This is a genomic window from Neobacillus solisequens, from assembly GCF_051233465.1.
Classification (GTDB): Bacteria; Bacillota; Bacilli; order Bacillales; family Cytobacillaceae; genus Neobacillus.
In genome coordinates, this window is record NZ_JBKFGJ010000014.1 from 1 (window position 1) to 19,770 (window position 19,770).

Here is a 19,770-nt window from a genome sequence, read left to right on the forward strand (position 1 = left end):
TGCTTTTTTGACTCCTCCTTGTCCAAAGTTACTTTGACTTCGGACACCATCTTGCTTTTTTGACTCCTCCTTGTCCAAAGTTACTTTGACTTCGGACACAATCTTGCTTTTTTGACTCCTCCTTGTCCAAAGTTACCTCGACTTCGGACACCATCTTGCTTTTTTGACTCCTCCTTGTCCAAAGTTACTTCGACTTCGGACACAATCTTGCTTTTTTGACTCCTCCTTGTCCAAAGTTACTTCGGCTTCGGACACCATCTTGCTTTTTTGACTCCTCCTTGTCCAAAGTTACTTTGACTTCGGACACAATCTTGCTTTTCTTGCTCTTCCTTGTCCGAGGTTGAGACCCGTTCAATCAAACGTCACTACCGTATACTTTGTCTTAAGGGACTCTATTTACAATACTTGCAAAAATAATAAAAGGCGACGAGTTTTAATACTCATCACCTCAAGTAACAGGAAGTTGTACCCTTCTTATAAATAAATAGATTAACGTATGACCTGCTCCCAACAGTAGCAGTAAGATTGGAATGCTCTTTTCTTCATTAAATAAGGTTATGGCAGTAAGAAAGGCTAAAATTGAAACAATTCGACCAATATTTAAAAAGATTTCTCTCACCACAATATATTCAATACGCATTTCTGCTGCTTTCCAGCCCACTCCAATTACATCATAGGTTGTTGACATATAGGGGACCAGCAATAACGGGTAGGCAATCGCAATGATTCCTGCATAAATCAGCAATTTTGTATAGGTCACTTCCCACACGATCAAGATGACTGCGGCATACAGAAGTATTCCCCCGATAAGAATGGCTTTTTTTCGAAAACTTTTTTTAATCATTCTTGATGCAAAATAATAAGCAACAAATGAAATACCCGAATTCAACAGTCCAAACGTTCCTAATGCCATCTCGCTCCCTGTTGAAATATAGACGAATACGGAAATGACAAATAGGAAAGTCCCTTCTCTTAAGCCTTGAAAAAAGTGGGCATTCGTCACAAGACGCCAATTTTCATTTTGCTTTCGTTCTTCAAGAATTCGTCTGAAACAGTATTTTCCCTGTGCTGGCCTTGGTTTTAAAGAAAAACTCAAGAATACTGCCAACGCGAAAAGTCCAAGGGAGATACCAAACACAATCGTATAGCCGGCAAATTTTTCAAACCGGGTAATGATAATTCCCGCAGCAATTGGACCAATCATCCCTCCAAGAGAAGATAAAATACCCAAAAACCCATTAAAAAAATCTCGTGTTTCAGGTTCTGTAATTTCAAAGGTTAAAACATTATAGGCCAGCCAATAGAATCCGTAACCGATCCCTAAAAGTCCTCCTAGCAACAATAAATAGGTTGCTGCCTTGGATCCAGTCATTAACACCGTTAAATAAAACAAAGCCAAAAAAATGACACCGATTCGTAGGACAATAACCCGATCAATTTTCTTTGCCCATCTGCCGGCTAAAATAAAGGTTAACGGTTGAAGAATAACAATGGCGAGGTTATATAAAGCCAAATCTGAGTATTTCCCTGTCTGCTTCCACAAATAAATGTTAACAAACGTATTGGAAAGAGCGACACTCAGTGAATATAATCCTCCAATCATCAAAAGCAGTGTTAAATCCCTTGTAAGTTCTACATCCCCTAAAAGCTTAAATTTCTTTGGCATAAAAAAACTCCCCTTTTTCTTAAGAGGTAGTTTTTGTAAAACACACTGTTCTTATTCAAATACTTTTCAGAAAACGAAAAGGTGTGTCCTAAAAACACTCTTTAGGTCACACCCATTTTTTTGAAAGGGTCTTTATATTAGTCTGTTGCTTTCCGCTCCAGGCACTTCGCTTTCCGTGGGCGTTCCGGGGAGCCTCCTCGTCGCTGAAGCGACTGCGGGGTCTCCCCTGCCCCGTAATCCCATAGGACATTGATTTTCTCCCTAGAATTCGCCATCGCACGAAGGAAATGCGTTAGCATTTTCGAGGAGTCTACGTGCCTTCCGCTCCAATCAACTGAATGAAAAAAAGCAGTAACACTCGATTCAAAAAAAACTGACTAAAAAAGAGTCAACAAACACCCTTTTTAGTCAGTACTGATTAATTATTTTGCTTCGTTATAACGACGTGCTACTTCGTCCCAGTTTACTACGTTCCAGAATGCTCCGATGTAGTCAGGACGCTTGTTTTGATATTTTAGGTAGTAAGCATGCTCCCAAACATCAAGTCCAAGGATCGGTGTTTTGCCTTCCATTAAAGGAGAGTCTTGATTTGGAGTGCTAGTTACTTCTAATTCACCATTGTTCACGGATAACCATGCCCAGCCAGAACCAAAGCGTGTAGTAGCCGCTTTTGCAAACTCTTCTTTGAAGCTTTCGAAGCTGCCGAATTTATTGTTAATGGCATCAGCAAGCTCACCAGTTGGTGCACCGCCGCCATTTGGAGAAAGAATAGTCCAGAATAAAGAGTGGTTTGCATGTCCGCCACCATTGTTACGAACGGCAGTACGTGCAGATTCAGGAACAGCATCTAAGTTAGCGATTACTTCCTCTACAGATTTAGAAAGCAATTCTTCGTTTCCTGCTAACGCTGCGTTTAGGTTTGTAACATATGTGTTATGGTGTCTAGTATGGTGAATATTCATGGTTTGTTGGTCAATATGAGGTTCTAGTGCGTTTTCTGCATAAGGTAATTTCGGTAATTCGAATGCCATGATAAATTCCTCCTATGTAACAATTATTTTTTTACTTTAGTCTATACATAAATTCTAACAATTTTATGTACAAATAGCTAAAGTACTGCAATTAAAAGATACCAAAGATAGTAAGCTGTTTCAAATAAATTGCTCAAGCCACCTTACATAAAATACCCGATTTTATTACCTTTAAACCACTTGTTTTCATTTTGTTTCGGCGTCTTTTTTATTTTTCGAAAAATTGTCATGAATAACAAAAGAGCGTTCTGTCAACGATTTATGTCATACTCACTATCAAAACCTTCCATTTATTGTAAAACCTATATTGACATGGGGTATGTAATCTTTTTTAATCGAATTAGAAGGGTAATAAGGAGTGGCATATATATGCAGAAAAGCGGCTTTTCAATCTATCATTTAATACATCACTTTTTTCAAAAAACAGAACCTATACAAAAAATAAAAGCCGGTTCCGTTCTATTTCAAGAAAAAGACCCTGCGGAGTATATTTATTTATTACTTAAGGGCAGTATCGCATTAGGCCGTGTTCATTTGCGAGGGAAGGATTTTATTTTAAAAATCGTTCATAATCGTGAATTGATTGTGGAATACCAATTATTTAAAGCAAACCCTCGATATCAGTTTTACGCAAAAACCCTATCGGATTGCGAGATTATTCAAATTAAGCGGGAGGAATTTGAAAACTTTATCTCGACTGATCCCGAAGCCATGAGTGCCCTAGCTTCTTGGTTATCGACCGGATACCTAAAGGCACAAATGAAGTGTCAGGACCTAATAATGAATGGCAAAAAGGGTGGCCTATACTCAATCCTTATTCGATTGTGTAATTCTTATGGAATTATCACTGAGGAAGGAATTTTGATTGATTTGCCATTAACCCATCAGGAATTAGCTAATCTTACCTACGGGACGAGAGAGGTCATCCAACGAGCGCTAAAAGAATTACGGGAAAAAGACATTATTTCCTACGATAATCAAAAATTTACGATTAAAAATATTAATTATCTAAAGCATTCAGTCGATTGCCAAAATTGTTCATCTGAAATATGTGGATTAAATTAAGAGGTCTCCGTTTAGGAGGCTTTTTTCATAGTCTTTCTTGTAAAATACCTATTACAAAGGCTACAATAGAGGGTGAATCTATATGAAGGTGGTCATTATGAATATTTTTAAGCAACTTATTAAAAGTATCTATTCTCCTAAGGATATTGCCCTATTCCGTTTCCAGGGAATAGGAAAAACAATTTTATATGTATTCTTTTTAACCTTTATTTCTGTTTTACCCTCCATTGTTTACTTTAGTACAGCCTTATCATCGGGATTGGATTCTGCCAGATCGTTTGTTAACGATGAAACGCCGAATTTTTCGATTAAAAACGGCGTGCTTTCCGCAAAAACAAATGTGCCTATAACCATAAGGAAAGAGGATTTCACGTTTTTTCTTGATCCTACTGGCGCTGTAGATGAATCTGATGTAGCAGGTGAAGGAAACTCTTTCGCTCTATTAAAAGATCAATTTGTTGTATCCGCGGGCGGACAAAGCGAAACCTATCCATATTCGATGATGGAAGGTCTAGATATCACAAAAAAGGATTTGATTGATCTCATTGACTCCGTTGATGGGGTTAAAGGGATTATTATCCCAGTCATCTCTATTTTCATTTATTTATTCTCAAGTGCTGCCAGTTTCATTGAAGTTTCAGTACTGGCATTGGTCGGCTTACTAGTAAAGAATTTACTTGGAAGGAACCTGACATATCGTCACTTATGGAGAATTGCTGCTTATAGTGAAACCTTACCGACCATATTTTTCACTATTATGGCTGCTCTAAAAACCACAGTTCCAAACAGCTTTATGATCAATTGGTTGGTCATCATCATCGTTTTACTTTTAGCCATTAAAGAAGTTCCCGCACCTAAGAGAATTGATTAAGCATCCATTGGATGCTTTTTTTTTTGATTTTAGTTCTATTTAAAAATGGACAAGCATACGAATGTACAAACATTCCATTTTGGGGGCTTGTCCAATGAAGAAATTACTTGGTGTATTGTTAGCCATTTTAGTCATATATGTGATTTATTTTGATTTAACTGTTGGAACGCTCCCTTCTGCCACAACTACCCAAAAGACTGTGAATATCGAGACAAGTTCAGTTACAAAACCACAAACGAAAATTCCTTTCTTTGAGGAAAAAGTCAAACCTGGTGAAACCGTTATGTCCATTGTAGAGCACCAATTAGGAAAACCTCTCCCGGTATCCATCAATGACTTAATCGTGGATTTTCAAGCCTTAAACCCAGGTGAATCACCCGAAAAAATTAAAATCGGTGCTACCTATCATTTCCCTGATTACTCAGAATAAGGAAGAAACCTTATTCTTGTCAAAAACAGCAACGGACTGATACAATTATGTCGAATTGTTAATATTAGGTTGGAATCCACCTAAAGGAGCGAATCACACGTGAGTGAAATTATACATCGTACCAAAACCCGTCCAATTAAAGTTGGAAACTTAACCATTGGCGGCAATAATGAAATCATCATTCAAAGTATGACCACAACCAAAACACATGATGTTGAAGCAACCGTGGCAGAAATTAAACGGCTAGAAGAAGCAGGCTGCCAAATTGTCCGCGTCGCTTGTCCAGATGAGCGGGCTGCTAATGCCATCTCTGAAATAAAAAAAAGAATCAACATTCCGCTGGTTGTTGATATTCACTTTGATTATAAATTAGCTCTTAAAGCAATTGAAGGTGGAGCTGATAAAATTAGAATCAATCCAGGGAATATTGGAAAACGCGAAAAAGTGGAAGCTGTTGTAAAAGCAGCTAAAGAACGCGGGATCCCTATCCGAATTGGTGTCAACGCTGGCTCGCTTGAAAAGCGAATTCTTGATAAGTACGGCTACCCAACAGCGGATGGAATGGTTGAGAGTGCACTGCATCATATTAAAATTCTAGAGGATCTTGATTTTCACAACATTATCGTTTCCATGAAAGCCTCAGATGTAAATTTAGCCATTGAAGCATACGAAAAAGCGGCACAGGCCTTTGACTATCCGTTGCATTTGGGCATTACTGAATCTGGAACATTGTTCTCCGGCACTGTCAAAAGCGCCGCAGGATTAGGTGCTATTATTAGTAAAGGAATTGGAAACACGGTGCGTGTGTCATTGAGTGCCGATCCTGTTGAAGAAGTAAAAGTAGCACGTGAATTGTTAAAAGTGTTTGGACTCTCTTCGAATGCAGCCACCCTTATCTCATGCCCAACATGTGGCCGAATCGAGATTGATCTTATCAGTATTGCCAACGAAGTGGAAGAGTATATTCAAAATATAAAAGCGCCAATAAAAGTATCTGTATTAGGCTGTGCTGTTAATGGACCCGGTGAGGCACGTGAAGCCGATATTGGGATCGCAGGAGCACGCGGAGAAGGCTTGTTATTCAGGAAAGGTCAAATCGTCCGTAAAGTTCCTGAAGACCAAATGGTAGAAGAATTGAAAAAAGAAATCGACCAGGTTGCGGAAGAATATTTTAGAAAAAAAGCAGAAGAAGAACAGCTTGCCAATAAATAATAAACAGGAAGAAACCCGGTTATAATAACCGGGTTTTCCTTTTGCCCCTATATTAAAAGAACGGAAGAATGAATATACCGATGATAATCGATACAGCACCAATTCCAATTGCCCAGGCACCAAGTCCCTCTGCCCCTCTTCTTTTGACCACAAATCCTAAGATAATGCCGGCCGCACCAAAGAGGATCGGTAATACAAATAAAGAAAGAATGGAAAGAACTAAGGCAACGGTCCCAAGACCCGTCCCACCTGCAGCTTTTTCTGTTCTGTTTCCTTTTGCGTTCTGGTTGTTTTTGTCACGGATAATCGGAACGGGCGCAGCTATTTCGGCAGCTGTTTCTTCGCGATGAGCTGCTGAATTTATCGGAACAGACGCACCAATTTGCGCATCTGGATTCCTATTAACTGCTGCTCTTGTTGGAACTGCAACGCCAAGTTCAGCAGCCGTTTCTTCCTTATAGTTCGAGGATTGAGTCAGAGCTTCATTCACCTTCGTGTTTCGTTCATCTGCCATCAGAATCCCTCACTTTCTATTCTAGGAGCATTAATATTGTTTGCTGTCAGACGTTTTTTACTATGTCAATGTTTGTCTCTACTAGGTAATCATTTCAATTTCCGAAAAGATTTTCTTTAAAATAAATACTTTAATGCTGTTCTTTCTTTGGTAAAATAAATAAGAATGTAATCGGATGTTGAAAGTGAGCTAAAAACATGAAAAAAAGATTTGGCCTTGATATTGACGGTACAGTGACATGTCCAAAATCCATTTTACCGTTTATTAATAAAGCATTTAATATGAATATTGCTTATGAAGATGTGGATCAATACGATTTAATGCCCTTTGTTAAAGTCCCTGAACAAGTATTTTCTAAATGGTTCACTGATAATGAACCCACTATCTATCGGGAATCCCCCCCAGCTGAGGGAGTCTTGCCTATTTTAAATAAATGGAAAGATGATCATGAACTGTATTTTATCAGTGCACGGTCTCCCCATTTACTTCATGTAACCCGAAATTGGCTTGTCCAACATGGGATTACGTTTAACGGAATCGAGCTTATTGGTTCACACGATAAAATTGAAACAGTAAAAAAACAGAAAATTGATATCTTTTTTGAGGATAAACACGACAATGCTGTAATGATTCATGAAGAATGTCATATTCCCGTTATCTTATTTGATACACCATATAATCAAGATCCCATACCTAATGGAGTCATTCGGGTAAACAATTGGAACGAAGCTCAGAAATGGGTAAACAAATGGCTAACAGAAACATCTAATAAGGATGAGATCGTTTTCTCAGCCTATTAAAAAAAACAGCTTGCGCAAGCTGTTTTTTTTATTAAGGCTGTGTTAAAGAACAGTGTTAATTTTTTACACTCTGTTGATTGGAGCGGAAGGTGCGAAGACTCCTCGAAAATGCTAACACATTTCCTTCGTGCGTGGGCAAATTCTAGGAAGAAAATCAATGTCCTGTGGGAGTACGGTTCTGGAGAGACCCCGCAGGCGCAAGCGCCGAGGAGGCTTGCCGAAACGCCCACGGAAAGCGAAGCACCTGGAGCGGAAATCAACAGACAGGTTTAACGAGCCTTTATTAAAGAACACATTCAGGACAGCGCCCGTAGATTTCAAATTTATGTCCTGAGATATCATACCCCTTTAAATTTTCGGATAAGCCATCCATGGGACAAGTTTCAATTTCTTTTGTTTTTCCGCAGACCATGCAAATAAAATGATGATGGTGATGATGCCTCGAACAGGTAAAGCGGAAATGTTTTTCCCCCGAGAGTTCAGTCATTTCTAGAATCCCCATGTTGACAAACAATGCCAAATTTCGATAAATGGTGTCAAAGCTTAAACCAGGATAATCATCCTTTAGCTGATCCAACACGTCTTTTGCCGTTAAATATTTATCACTATCGGCAAACAAATGCAGCATATCCTCTCGTTTTCCGGTAAGTTTAAAACCACTTTCTTTCAAATATTGCAGGGCTTCTGCTACGTTCACTTGTCTCACCGCCTAGATTTCTTTTTTCATCATCATTTTTTTAGATAAAATCGTTAATATTAAAATAAGAACAGACAGCATTACAATCGTACCGCCGGGAGCCAAATCCAAATAGTAGGCTGTTGTTAACCCTCCCAGAACAGAAACTTCACCGAAAATCACTGAAAATAGAATTGTTTGCTTAAACCCTTTGGCAATCCTGATACTCGCCGCCACTGGCAGAGTCATTAGCGAAGAAACCAATAAAATTCCGACAATGCGCATGGAAGCGGCAATGACAAGTGCAACCATGATGATAAAAATAAAATGTACACTCTTGGCAGGAATGCCTGACGCTTTTGCGTATTCTTCATCAAACGATAAAATAAATAATTCCTTATATAATAAAACAATTAAGGTAACCACCAAAATGCCGATGATGAACACTACTAATAGGTCAGTACGACTAACAGCAGATACACTTCCAAATAAATAGCTGAATAAATCAACATTAAATCCTTTGGCCAAGGAAATAAAAATGACGCCTAACCCTATCCCGCTTGAGAGAATAATCGGAATAGCCAATTCCTGATAATGTTTATAAACACTTCTTAATTTTTCAATAAACAAGGAGCCCCCTACTGAAAACACCATCCCCATATAAAGTGGATTCAGCCAAGGAAGGCCGAAATTACGCTGCAGCAGTAAACTGGCGGCAATACCAGCGAGCGTAACATGGCTCAATGCATCAGCTATTAAAGAAAGTCTTCTTACTACAATAAACACACCTAATAATGGGGCAAGGAAACCAATCAGGATTCCGGTCAGGAATGCATTTTGCAGAAACTCATAATGTAGTATTCCCTGAATCATTTTAGTACGCCCCCATGCTCATGTTCATGGTGATGGGTAAGGAATTGCACATCATACCCATACGCCTTTGACATGTCCTCCATCCTCATTTGCTCAAATTCATGTGTGTCCCCATGAAAATACAAATGTTTATTCAAGCAGGCAACATGCGTTACCTTTTCTGTTACAGCTCCAATATCGTGTGTAACCAATAATAAGGTAATCCCTCTAAGTTTATTTAAATCGTTGAGCATCTCATAAAAAGCATTTACATTTTCAGCATCCACCCCTACTGTCGGCTCATCAAGAATGAGCAGTTTTGGATCACTGACTAAAGCTCTGGCGATAAATACCCTTTGTTGCTGTCCCCCTGACAGCTCTCCGATGTTTCGATTGCGAAAACCCTTCATTCCCACTGCTTCTAGAGCGGACAGGACTATTGGTGTATATTCCTTTTTGAAAGAGTGGAACATACCCAGTTTTTTCGTTAATCCACTGGCAACCACTTCAAAAACAGAAGCAGGAAACCCAGTATTAAAAGAATTAGCCTTTTGGGAAACATAACCAATATGCTCCCAATCCTTGAATTTACTGATTTCCTTACCAAAGAGATTAATTTCCCCTTTTTGTGCTTTTAACAAGCCTAAAATCAGTTTAAGTAGAGTGGACTTTCCGGATCCATTTGGCCCCACAATTGCCAGAAAAGATCCCTCCGGTACATTTAAGTTGATATTTTCAAGTACAGTTTCTTTCTCATACCGATAAGATAACTGTTTTATTTCGATAGCAGATGACATACGGCATTCTCACCTTTAATTTTAAGAATCATTCCGATTTAACTTTTAGTAGTATACAATACCCCTATTTGAATGTAAAGCACTAGGATTCAATTATATCTTTGTCCTTTGTAACACTCCCTTATGAAATTCATACATTAGCAATGGGGAGGGATTCTGGTGAAGATTTTCGAAAATATTATTAATCACAAAATTAATACCATCACTGCTGAGGAATTGATAAAATACGCCAACCAATTTAACATTACTGTAAATCGCCAGCAAGCCAAAAAAATCGCAGAATACTTAAGAGGTAAAAATATTAATATTTTTGATGATGGACAACGGGCAACACTCATTCGAGAAATTGCCAAAGCTGCCGGCCCGCAAATCGCCAGAGATGTAAATAAACTGTTTACTGAGCTGGTAAAGCAATAAAAACAAAAGCTGTGCACGGAGCACAGCTTTTGTTTTTATAATGACTGGGTAATTTTCTCCAGCAAGTTATCATCAAATTCTTGATTACGCAGCATCGCAATTTCGTGTTTATATGGTGCCTTTTTATTATTTTTGTCTTCACCCACAAATGGCGTTTCTAATATTTTAGGAACGTCCATCAATTGCGGATGGTGAACAACATAATTTAATGCTTTAAAACCGATATGTCCAAAACCTATATTTTCGTGACGGTCTTTTCTCGCTCCAGCCTCATTCTTACTGTCATTGATGTGCAGAACTTTTAAACGATCTAAACCGACAATTTTGTCAAACTCATTTAAAACTCCGTCAAAATCCCCAACAATATCATATCCCGCATCATGGGTATGACATGTATCAAAACAAACAGAAAGCTTTTCATTATGAGTGACACCTTCGATAATCATCGCGATTTCTTCAAATGATCGCCCGCACTCCGAACCCTTTCCTGCCATAGTTTCTAAGGCAATTTGAACTTTCTCATCACCTGTTAATACTTCATTTAAGCCTTCAATGATCTTTTTAATTCCAGCCTCTGCACCTGCACCAACATGAGCACCGGGATGCAAAACTATTTGTTTGGCACCGATTGCTTCTGTCCGTTCAATTTCAGAGGTAAGGAAGCGGACACCTAATTCAAATGTAGCCGGATTCTCCGTGTTTCCGATATTAATAATATATGGAGCATGAACCACAATCTCAGTGATTCCGTTTTCCTCCATATGCAGTCTCCCTGCCTCAATATTAAGATCTTCGATTTTCTTCCTTCTCGTATTTTGCGGAGCGCCAGTATAAATCATAAAGGTATTCGCACCGTATGAAACTGCCTCTTGGCTTGCTGCTAACAGCATACCTTTTCCGCTCATAGACACGTGTGATCCTATCTTTAACATTTGTTCCTCTCCTGCCTGTTGATTATTTCTTTTTTTGATTTAATCGTCGCTGACGCTTCTTGACCTTATCAATTTCTGTTTGCATTTTCTTTTTATAACCAGGCTTTACCTTTTTAGGTTTTTGTATAATGGATTTTACCATTTTATCTGTTTCATCTTCTTGTCTAACCCGGGTCTTTCTGCGATTGCGATCATCCAATTCTATAAATTCACCATTTTTTAAATCAACATTTTTAAATTGGATTCCCATTTTTTCAAGACGATTGAGTAGCACTTCATCTGACAAATCATAAATCGTCAGCGCCATTCCGTCATAACCGGCCCGTGCCGTTCTCCCAACCCTGTGAATATAAAAATCCAAATCTGATGGAAGCTCGTAGTTAATCACATGACTGACTCCTTCAATATCAATGCCCCGAGAAGCTAAATCGGTCGCCACAATATATTGAAACTCTAATTCCTGAATTTGTTTCATCATTTTTTTTCGTTCTCTAGGCGGTAAATCCCCATGAACGCGGCCAACCTTTAGCCCTTTTTCATTTAAAAAGTTGGCCACTTCTTCAGCCATTTTTTTCGTATTTGTAAAAACAATGGCCAAATAAGGATTGTAGGCGATTAAAGCATCGTGGACAAGCTCTTTCTTATTACGATGTCTGGAAGGCAACAGATAATGGACGAGGTTCTCTGCCGATTTCCGTTTTGGCTCAATCTCAATTACTTTCGGGTTTTCCATATATTTTTTTAAAAAAGGTCTTAGCTTCTCTGGAATCGTTGCAGAAAACACCAGCATTTGCAGGTTCTCAGGCATTCTGGAAGCCATTCGGTCAACATCTTCTATAAAGCCCATATCGAGCATCATATCGGCCTCATCCACGACAAGAATACTACCTGTATGAATAAATAGTGCCTGATCGTTGATTAAGTCATAAATTCTCCCAGGAGTTCCAACAACAATATGCGGCTGTATCTTTAATTTATCAATTGTTCTCTGCTTGTCGGTCCCTCCAACATACAATTTAGCCATTATAGATGGATTTTGTTCAGTAAACTTTACAATTTGCTGATAAATTTGCGTAGCCAACTCCCTGGTCGGAGCTGCAATGACAGCTTGGACTTCCTGACGTTCAGGACGAATTTTTTCAAGTATAGGCAAAACATAGGCTAACGTCTTCCCAGTTCCTGTCTGAGACTGACCAATGGCACTTTCTCCTTTTAAAACAAGCGGAATCATCTTTTCTTGGATTTCTGTTGGTTGGTGAAATCCTAATTTCTCAATTGTTTCATTTATAAAATCCTGAAATTCAAAACGATTAAAATGATTTTCTTTCATGTATTTACTCCTCATATTAAACAATAATAATTTTATTTTCTTACACTTTCTATTCCATCATGTAATTATAGTAGAGTTCCTGGCAAAGTTCCAGCATTACTCTTTATTATCATATTTTACTTAATATGAATTTTTAAACCATGTTTAAACAGTTTATGTGCAGAATACCTAAAACCAAATGGGGGTAAATGCATATTGTAAACCAAGAGGGTAACAGTGAAATGTTTGAAAAAAATTCTTAAAGGAGAGGAGGTCATAAACATGCAACCTAGACCAATGTTCCCGATACAGGGAGGAATGCCATTTGGCGGTGGAAGCCCAATGATGGGTGCTGGACAGAGCATGTTTGGAGGTGGAATGCCCACAATGGGACCAGGTGCCGGGGGATTATTTGGTGGCGGAAGATCCATGATGGGGTCAGCCCCCGGCATGTTTGGAGGAAGAGCTCCGATGATGGGCGGTCAAGGGAACCCATTCGGTGGAATGATGGGAGGTCAGCAACTAGGCAGAGGCGGTGGAGGACTACTCTCAAGACTACTTGGGAGAGGTAATCCAATGGGAGCGCCTGGCAGCGGTTTAATGGGCATGCAAGGAGCCGGCAGAGCAGCAGGTGGCGGATTACTTCAATCCTTATCTAATCCAAGCGGACTGTCTGGTATCCTTAATAACACCCAACAAGTATTAAAAACAGCACAAACCATCGGCCCTATGATTCAGCAATATGGACCAATTGTTAAAAACCTACCCGGTTTATGGAAGCTCTACCGAGGGCTGAAAAATGCACCAGATGACTCTGCAACTAATAGCAAGGAGTCAGCGGTGGAATCGTCAAGTACGAAAAAAACAACAACAAGAAAACGAACTGCACGAAAAAGCGGTAACAGAACTACTCAATCTGCTTTGACAACCTCAACTTCCCACACTTCAAAACCAAGACAGCAACCCCCAAAAGGATCGTCTGTACCAAAATTATATATTTAAGGGATGAATGCTGAAAATCAGCATTCTTTTTTATTTTCCTACCAATACCACACAATATCACAGGAAAAATGTATCTTTGTAATCTATCTAATAGTCTTATATAATAAATAAAGAATCTAGTAAACCATGCCGTATAGGAGGATCGTTTAAATGGAAATAATCAAAATTTCACCACGCGGCTATTGCTATGGTGTAGTCGACGCCATGGTAATCGCAAGAAATGCGGCTTTAGATAAAACATTACCACGTCCCATCTATATTTTAGGGATGATCGTTCACAATAAACATGTTACTGATGCATTTGAGGAAGAAGGAATCATTACTCTAGACGGAAAAAACCGTTTGGATATCTTAGAAAAGGTTGAAAAAGGTACGGTTATATTTACTGCGCACGGCATTTCTCCCGAAGTTAGAGAGATTGCCAAAAAGAAGGGACTTGTGGCCATTGATGCAACCTGCCCTGATGTAACGAGAACGCATGATTTAATTCATGAAAAAGCGGCAGAGGGATATCAAACCATCTATATTGGTAAAAAAGGACACCCTGAGCCAGAAGGAGCACTTGGTGTCGCACCAGGGATGGTTCATCTGGTGGAAACGCCTGCTGATGTTGAGGCGCTGAATCTTGATTATGACAAACTAATTGTGACCAACCAAACCACGATGAGTCAATGGGATGTAGCCGATACAATGGAAAAGGTTCAAGAAAAATATCCTCATGTCGAGGTTTATAATGAAATTTGCCATGCTACCCAAATACGCCAGGAAGCTGTAGCGGAACAGGCGAAACAAGCAGACGTTACGATTGTTGTCGGTGATCCAAAGAGTAACAACTCCAATCGATTAGCACAGGTATCCGAGGAAATTGCCGGAACAAAGGCCTATCGGATTGCTGATATTAGCGAGCTGGAAATTAACTGGATTAAAAATGCTAAAACAGTTGCTGTTACAGCTGGTGCTTCTACACCCACACCGATTACAAAGGAAGTTATTACATTCCTAGAAAAGTTCGATCCCAACAATGAAGCAACTTGGGAACGCCGAAAACATGTACCATTAAATAAAATTCTTCCGAAAGTAAAGAAAGAAGCATAAAACCGGTCCGAAGACCGGTTTTCTTTTATATATATTGAAACGGGTTGGTATTTTCTTCTGAAGGGAATATCTCAACGGCAAAACCAGCATCTGCACATAAATGCTGCAAAGTGCTTGTTAACCCTTTTTTCATAACTTTTTCCACATTATGTCCTGGGTCAATCATATTTAGGCCCTGCATCATTGCATCGTGAGCTGTGTGATAATAAATATCCCCTGTTATATACACATCAGCCCCCTTAAATTTGGCATGAGAGAAGTATTTATTTCCATCTCCACCTAATACAGCTACCTTTTTAACCTTATCATTCAAGTCTCCAACCACTCGAACCCGATCCACTTCAAGAGCCGTTTTTACAAATTCCGCAAATTCACCTAAAGTTGTTTCAGGTACAGTTCCTATTCTTCCCAATCCAAGTGATTCCCCTTTGTTGTCGAGGGAATAAATATCGTAGGCAACTTCTTCATACGGGTGGGCCTTGATCATGGCTGTGACTGTTTTCTTTACTAATGGTTCCGGCACGATTGTTTCAATGCGGATCTCATCGACTTCTTCAAAACTCCCTGCTTTTCCGATGTAAGGGTCGGTGTCTTCCCCTGGCACAAACCTGCCTGTTCCGTTGGCAGAAAAAGAACAATGACTGTAATTACCTATAAATCCTGCCCCTGCATCCCCAAGAGCCCTTCTAACGTCCTCCGCATGGCTCGTTGGTACAAAAACAACTAGCTTTTTTAGTTTAGTATCAAATGTTGGTACCAGCACCTCTGTATCTTTAAGTCCCAGTGCCTCCGCTAGCCAATCATTAACGCCCCCTTTTGCCACGTCAAGATTGGTATGGGCAGCATAAACCGCGATATCATGCTTTAATAATTTTTCAATCATTCTTCCTTGTGTCGTATCCGTAACAATATTTTTAAGCGGACGAAAAATGGGTGGATGATGAGCAATTATTAGCTGTACATTTTTTTCAATAGCCTCATCGATTACATTTTCCAAAACATCTAGAGTAATCATGACGCGATCTATTTTTTTATTTAAACGACCAATTTGCAGACCAATTTTATCGCCTTCCATAGCTAATTCCTTAGGAGAAAACCTTTCAAATAACTGAATGATTTCATGACCATTAGGAGTTTTCATATTTTAATGCCTCCTCAACCAAATTCATTTTCGCTAATATTTCATTCTTTTTGTCTTGAGTTTCTGGAGTTTGCGCGGCCTGATTCAACTGCTTGATAACCCGCTGCCAATTGCTTAATTCTGCCGACCATTTTTTTTGAAACGCATCGTTTTGATTTTCAAGTAAAATGGGGCCCATTAGGAGTTGTTGTTCAACATTATCACCATACGGCCTTTTTACATCGCCTTTTTCTCCGACGATGATTTCATATATTTTTCCATCTTCCTCGATAATTTCTTCTGCTTTAAGCTCCCACCCGTTTTCAATAAACCAGCTTCGAATAGAATGGGCACCTATATTTGGTTGTAAGATCAGTCTTTTTATAGAAGCAAGCTTATCTTTTCCATTTTCCAAAATGGATGTAATTAACGCTCCGCCCATACCTGCAATCGTAATACAATCCACATCCCCGGGTTGGATCACCTCTAGGCCGTCCCCCATCCTAACTGATATCTTTTCTGAGAGTCCTTCTGAAATAACGTTACGTTCAGCGGACTGAAAAGGACCTAGAGCTACTTCTCCAGCAACGGCAAAGGGGATTCCAACATTCTTCACCAGGTAACAAGGTAAATAAGCGTGATCTGAGCCGATATCTGCAACTCTATACTCCTGTGGCACATATTTTGCCACCACTGATAGACGGGCTGATAATTGATTTGTATTCAAAACCTACACCACTCTTTAATCAATTTGTATGTACTAATAATATAAAAGGTCCTTTACAGATGCAAAGGACCCATTAAAAAATTACTTAATTTTTGATACCCAATCTGCCATTTTATCGGCATTTTCTGCAGAAACCATGTTTGGCGGCATATTACCTCTACCTTTGGTAATGACTTCCTTAATTTGGTCTTTTGACAATTTAGAGCCAATGCCTTTAAGTGACGGACCAACTCCCCCTTGATACTGGTCGCCATGACAGCCAATACATGTAGATTTATAAATATCCTCCGGATTAGAAGCAGCAACCTCTGTCTTTTCGCCACCGTCTTTTCCATTATCCTTTGCAATTTCTTTCGAATCGCCAAGGCCTTTGAACGAAAGAACAAACATTAAAACGATTCCAAAAACCATGATCAAAACGAAAGGAATAACCGGATTTCGCTTCATACCATTACCTCCCTTATGTACGTATATCATTAAAACCTAAATAAAATACAAACACCTATTATTTTACTTGAAAAAACACAGAAGGAAAAGCCCTAATCATCCTTTTATCACTATAATCTTTTTATTAAAGGGAAGAGTCTACATGAAAGAAGAGGCAAAATGATAGCCTCTCCTTATTATTTCCCAATATTTAATTAACAATCAGCCGGGAGATCACCATCCGCTGGACTTCCGATGTTCCTTCTCCGATTTCCAATAGTTTAGCGTCTCGCATCATTCTTTCAACATGATACTCCTTCATATAGCCATACCCACCATGGATCTGTACAGCCTGGGAGGTTACTTCCATGCACATTTCTGAAGCATACAGTTTGCACATGGCTGCTTCTTTTGAAAACGGTCTACCTTGGTCCTTCAGCCATGCTGCTTTATAGACCATATTTCGGGCCAATTCAATCTTTAATGCCATATCCGCTAGTTTAAATTGAATAGCTTGAAAGGAAGAGAGGCTTTTGCCAAACTGTTTGCGTTCCTTTGAATAGGAGAGTGCCTTCTCAAAAGCACCTTGAGCAATCCCAACCGCCATAGCACCTATGCCGATTCTTCCCCCATCAAGTGTTACTAAAAATTGCTTAAATCCATTACCACGTACTCCCAAAAGATTTGCGGCCGGAACTGAAACACTTTCTAAGACAAGTTCAGTCGTATTCGAGGAATTCAATCCCATTTTTTCATAATTATCTATAATCGTAAAGCCAGGGGAACCGGTAGGGACAATGATAGCACTAATCTCTTTCTTTCCATCCACTTTTCCCGTAATAGCAGTTAGGGCTAAATGCTTGGCAAAACTAGCGTTGGTAATAAAACACTTATTTCCGTTAATCACGAATACCCCATTTTTTTCAGTTGCCGTCGTCATCGTTCCCCCTGCATCTGAACCAGCATTCGGCTCAGTGAGTCCAAATGCTCCCAAAGACTCACCTGTACATATGGGCGTAAGATATTTCTGCTTTTGTTCTTCTGTACCAAACAAATGTAGTGGAGCTCCACCTAATGAGATATGGGCAGAATATGTAATACCAGTGGACCCGCATACTCTGCTTAATTCCTCTACAACTATGGCAAAACTGACTGAATCTGCTCCACCTCCGCCATACTCTTCAGGAAATGGGAGCCCCATCATTCCCAAATCAGCTAACTTCTTAAAAATCTCTATTGGGAAATGTTTGGATTTGTCACGATCGACCGCACCCGGTGCAACTTCCTCCTCAGCGAACTCGTGAATGGTTCTCTTAATCATTAGTTGTTCAGTGGTTAAATCAAAATTCATTTGCATCTCCCCTTACGTAATCTTGAAGGCGCTTACACTTACCATTATAAGAGGATTTATATAAAATTCTCAACATTTTAAAAATTATAAATAATATTTCGTTTTGTAATATAGTAAACACATGATAAAAAATAGATTCTATTCGCTTTAAAGGAGTATTTGCCCTTTATTGAAAAAGTAATTTTATCCAAATCATTATAAAGTGCGTTTGCAAAGTGAGAGATAATTCAGTAAAATAAAAAGCAAGGTAGAAAGCCTTTTCAAATATCATAAAAAAAACTCGCCGAATTGGCGAGTTATATCAGTGTTCTATTCAAGAAAATCTTTTAATCGTTTACTACGGCTAGGATGGCGTAATTTGCGTAATGCTTTGGCTTCAATTTGGCGAATCCGTTCCCGGGTAACACCAAAAACTTTCCCAACCTCTTCTAAAGTCCGAGTACGTCCATCATCAAGTCCAAAGCGTAAACGAAGCACGTTTTCTTCTCGGTCAGTTAATGTATCAAGCACATCTTCAAGCTGCTCTTTCAATAACTCATAAGCGGCATGCTCTGAAGGGGATGTTGCATCCTGATCTTCAATAAAGTCACCAAGATGTGAATCATCTTCCTCACCAATTGGGGTTTCAAGAGAAACTGGTTCTTGAGCAATTTTCAAAATTTCTCTAACCTTATCAGGTGTTAGATCCATATCTTCAGCAATTTCTTCCGGTGTTGGTTCGCGCCCTAAATCCTGCAGCAATTGTCGCTGGACACGAATCAGTTTATTTATTGTTTCTACCATGTGAACCGGAATCCGTATTGTTCTTGCTTGGTCGGCAATGGCGCGGGTAATCGCCTGACGAATCCACCATGTCGCATAAGTACTAAATTTAAAACCTTTTCGGTAATCAAATTTTTCAACTGCCTTTATTAATCCCATATTTCCTTCTTGGATTAAGTCAAGAAACAGCATTCCGCGTCCAACATAACGCTTCGCAATACTTACCACGAGACGAAGATTGGCTTCTGCCAAACGTCGCTTTGCTTCCTCATCACCTTGCTCAATTCGGTGTGCTAATTCTATCTCATCTTCAGCGGATAGAAGGTCTACACGGCCGATTTCCTTTAGATACATACGCACTGGGTCATTAATCTTCACCCCAGGAGGAACACTTAGATCATTTAAATCAAATTCTTCCTCATCTTCTTTAGAAAGGGCTTTGATGCTTGGATCATCATCATCATCATCGTCATCATTATCTCCAACTAGTTCGATCCCCTGATCCCCGAGGAATTCATAAAATTCATCCATTTGATCAGATTCTAAATCAAAATTCGCCATTTTTTCGGCAATATCATCATAGGCAAGGACGCCGACTTTTTTACCCATTTCTGTTAATTGGTCTTTTACTTGTTCAAGAGTCAATTCATTCTCGACCTCGTTTGAACGGGCTGATTTTTCTGCAGCCATATGTCCCCCTCCTTCCAAAAATCAA

General features: G+C 39.3%; 21 protein-coding genes. 8 read left to right on the forward strand and 13 right to left on the reverse strand.

The window, feature by feature from the left end:
* Positions 1–448: 448 nt before the first annotated feature.
* Complete coding sequence (locus ACI3K6_RS14450) at positions 449–1,666, reverse strand: MFS transporter (protein ID WP_435555384.1); 1,218 nt, start codon at positions 1,664–1,666, stop codon at positions 449–451.
* A 422-nt stretch (positions 1,667–2,088) separates the two neighbouring features.
* Positions 2,089–2,697 (reverse strand): superoxide dismutase, encoded by a 609-nt coding sequence (locus tag ACI3K6_RS14455; RefSeq protein ID WP_335481172.1) that lies wholly within the window; start codon positions 2,695–2,697, stop codon positions 2,089–2,091.
* 369 nt (positions 2,698–3,066) lie between these two features.
* Here ACI3K6_RS14455 and ACI3K6_RS14460 point away from each other — a divergent pair, with 369 nt between their 5' ends.
* The 4 genes from ACI3K6_RS14460 (at position 3,067) to ispG (ending at position 6,275) form a co-directional block, all read left to right on the forward strand.
* Positions 3,067–3,762 carry a Crp/Fnr family transcriptional regulator gene (locus tag ACI3K6_RS14460; protein ID WP_335481170.1) on the forward strand — a complete coding sequence of 232 codons (696 nt, stop codon included), beginning with the start codon at positions 3,067–3,069 and terminating at the stop codon, positions 3,760–3,762.
* Positions 3,763–3,859: 97 nt separating this feature from the next.
* Positions 3,860–4,633, forward strand: a complete 774-nt coding sequence (locus tag ACI3K6_RS14465) for a DUF1189 domain-containing protein (protein ID WP_435555386.1) — start codon at positions 3,860–3,862, stop codon at positions 4,631–4,633.
* Positions 4,634–4,727: 94 nt separating this feature from the next.
* Positions 4,728–5,063: a hypothetical protein gene (locus tag ACI3K6_RS14470; RefSeq protein WP_335481166.1), complete on the forward strand. Its 336-nt coding sequence runs from the start codon at positions 4,728–4,730 to the stop codon at positions 5,061–5,063.
* Positions 5,064–5,162: 99 nt separating this feature from the next.
* The gene (gene ispG, locus ACI3K6_RS14475; protein WP_335481164.1) at positions 5,163–6,275 is read left to right on the forward strand and encodes a flavodoxin-dependent (E)-4-hydroxy-3-methylbut-2-enyl-diphosphate synthase; all 1,113 of its coding nucleotides are present in this window, start codon (positions 5,163–5,165) and stop codon (positions 6,273–6,275) included.
* 52 nt (positions 6,276–6,327) lie between these two features.
* On the opposite strand, the gene ACI3K6_RS14480 is transcribed toward ispG, so the two are convergent.
* Positions 6,328–6,657 carry a hypothetical protein gene (locus ACI3K6_RS14480; RefSeq protein ID WP_435555515.1) on the reverse strand — a complete coding sequence of 110 codons (330 nt, stop codon included), beginning with the start codon at positions 6,655–6,657 and terminating at the stop codon, positions 6,328–6,330.
* Positions 6,658–6,986: 329 nt separating this feature from the next.
* On the opposite strand from ACI3K6_RS14480, the gene ACI3K6_RS14485 reads away from it, so the two are divergent.
* Complete coding sequence (locus ACI3K6_RS14485; protein WP_335481162.1) at positions 6,987–7,589, forward strand: hypothetical protein; 603 nt, start codon at positions 6,987–6,989, stop codon at positions 7,587–7,589.
* Between the two features lie 283 nt (positions 7,590–7,872).
* Here ACI3K6_RS14485 and ACI3K6_RS14490 read toward each other — a convergent pair whose 3' ends face one another.
* From ACI3K6_RS14490 to ACI3K6_RS14500, 3 genes are read right to left on the reverse strand one after another with little or no spacing between them, the layout of a single operon-like run.
* Entirely contained in the window at positions 7,873–8,286 is a 414-nt protein-coding gene (locus tag ACI3K6_RS14490) for a Fur family transcriptional regulator (RefSeq protein WP_435555387.1), read from the reverse strand.
* Positions 8,287–8,298: 12 nt separating this feature from the next.
* Positions 8,299–9,138, reverse strand: a complete 840-nt coding sequence (locus ACI3K6_RS14495; RefSeq protein WP_435555388.1) for a metal ABC transporter permease — start codon at positions 9,136–9,138, stop codon at positions 8,299–8,301.
* Complete coding sequence (locus ACI3K6_RS14500) at positions 9,135–9,914, reverse strand: metal ABC transporter ATP-binding protein (protein ID WP_335482537.1); 780 nt, start codon at positions 9,912–9,914, stop codon at positions 9,135–9,137. Before ACI3K6_RS14500 ends, ACI3K6_RS14495 begins: the two co-directional genes overlap by 4 nt.
* A gap of 159 nt (positions 9,915–10,073) precedes the next feature.
* Here ACI3K6_RS14500 and ACI3K6_RS14505 point away from each other — a divergent pair, with 159 nt between their 5' ends.
* Entirely contained in the window at positions 10,074–10,331 is a 258-nt protein-coding gene (locus ACI3K6_RS14505) for a DUF2624 domain-containing protein (RefSeq protein WP_435555389.1), read from the forward strand.
* A 35-nt stretch (positions 10,332–10,366) separates the two neighbouring features.
* On the opposite strand, the gene ACI3K6_RS14510 is transcribed toward ACI3K6_RS14505, so the two are convergent.
* Positions 10,367–11,263 (reverse strand): deoxyribonuclease IV, encoded by an 897-nt coding sequence (locus ACI3K6_RS14510; protein WP_435555390.1) that lies wholly within the window; start codon positions 11,261–11,263, stop codon positions 10,367–10,369.
* A 22-nt stretch (positions 11,264–11,285) separates the two neighbouring features.
* Complete coding sequence (locus tag ACI3K6_RS14515; protein ID WP_435555391.1) at positions 11,286–12,593, reverse strand: DEAD/DEAH box helicase; 1,308 nt, start codon at positions 12,591–12,593, stop codon at positions 11,286–11,288.
* Positions 12,594–12,854: 261 nt separating this feature from the next.
* Here ACI3K6_RS14515 and vrrA point away from each other — a divergent pair, with 261 nt between their 5' ends.
* Together vrrA and ACI3K6_RS14525 are read left to right on the forward strand one after the other, a co-directional pair.
* Entirely contained in the window at positions 12,855–13,574 is a 720-nt protein-coding gene (vrrA, locus tag ACI3K6_RS14520) for a VrrA/YqfQ family protein (RefSeq protein WP_435555392.1), read from the forward strand.
* A 150-nt stretch (positions 13,575–13,724) separates the two neighbouring features.
* Positions 13,725–14,669, forward strand: coding sequence for a 4-hydroxy-3-methylbut-2-enyl diphosphate reductase (locus ACI3K6_RS14525; protein ID WP_435555393.1), 945 nt, complete (start codon positions 13,725–13,727; stop codon positions 14,667–14,669).
* A 25-nt stretch (positions 14,670–14,694) separates the two neighbouring features.
* Here the strand turns inward: ACI3K6_RS14525 and ACI3K6_RS14530 are convergent, their stop codons facing one another.
* The 5 genes from ACI3K6_RS14530 to rpoD all read right to left on the reverse strand — a co-directional run bounded on the left by ACI3K6_RS14530 (position 14,695) and on the right by rpoD (position 19,745).
* A complete protein-coding gene (locus tag ACI3K6_RS14530; RefSeq protein WP_435555394.1) occupies positions 14,695–15,810 on the reverse strand; it encodes a Nif3-like dinuclear metal center hexameric protein in 1,116 nt (371 codons plus the stop codon).
* Positions 15,797–16,516 carry a tRNA (adenine(22)-N(1))-methyltransferase gene (locus ACI3K6_RS14535; RefSeq protein WP_435555395.1) on the reverse strand — a complete coding sequence of 240 codons (720 nt, stop codon included), beginning with the start codon at positions 16,514–16,516 and terminating at the stop codon, positions 15,797–15,799. The genes ACI3K6_RS14530 and ACI3K6_RS14535 overlap by 14 nt, the downstream gene beginning before the upstream one ends.
* 81 nt (positions 16,517–16,597) lie before the next feature.
* The gene (cccA, locus tag ACI3K6_RS14540; RefSeq protein ID WP_335478309.1) at positions 16,598–16,963 is read right to left on the reverse strand and encodes a cytochrome c550; all 366 of its coding nucleotides are present in this window, start codon (positions 16,961–16,963) and stop codon (positions 16,598–16,600) included.
* 190 nt (positions 16,964–17,153) lie between these two features.
* Entirely contained in the window at positions 17,154–18,293 is a 1,140-nt protein-coding gene (locus ACI3K6_RS14545) for an acyl-CoA dehydrogenase family protein (protein WP_435555396.1), read from the reverse strand.
* Between the two features lie 309 nt (positions 18,294–18,602).
* Positions 18,603–19,745 carry an RNA polymerase sigma factor RpoD gene (gene rpoD, locus ACI3K6_RS14550; protein WP_335478305.1) on the reverse strand — a complete coding sequence of 381 codons (1,143 nt, stop codon included), beginning with the start codon at positions 19,743–19,745 and terminating at the stop codon, positions 18,603–18,605.
* Between the last annotated feature and the right edge of the window lie 25 nt (positions 19,746–19,770).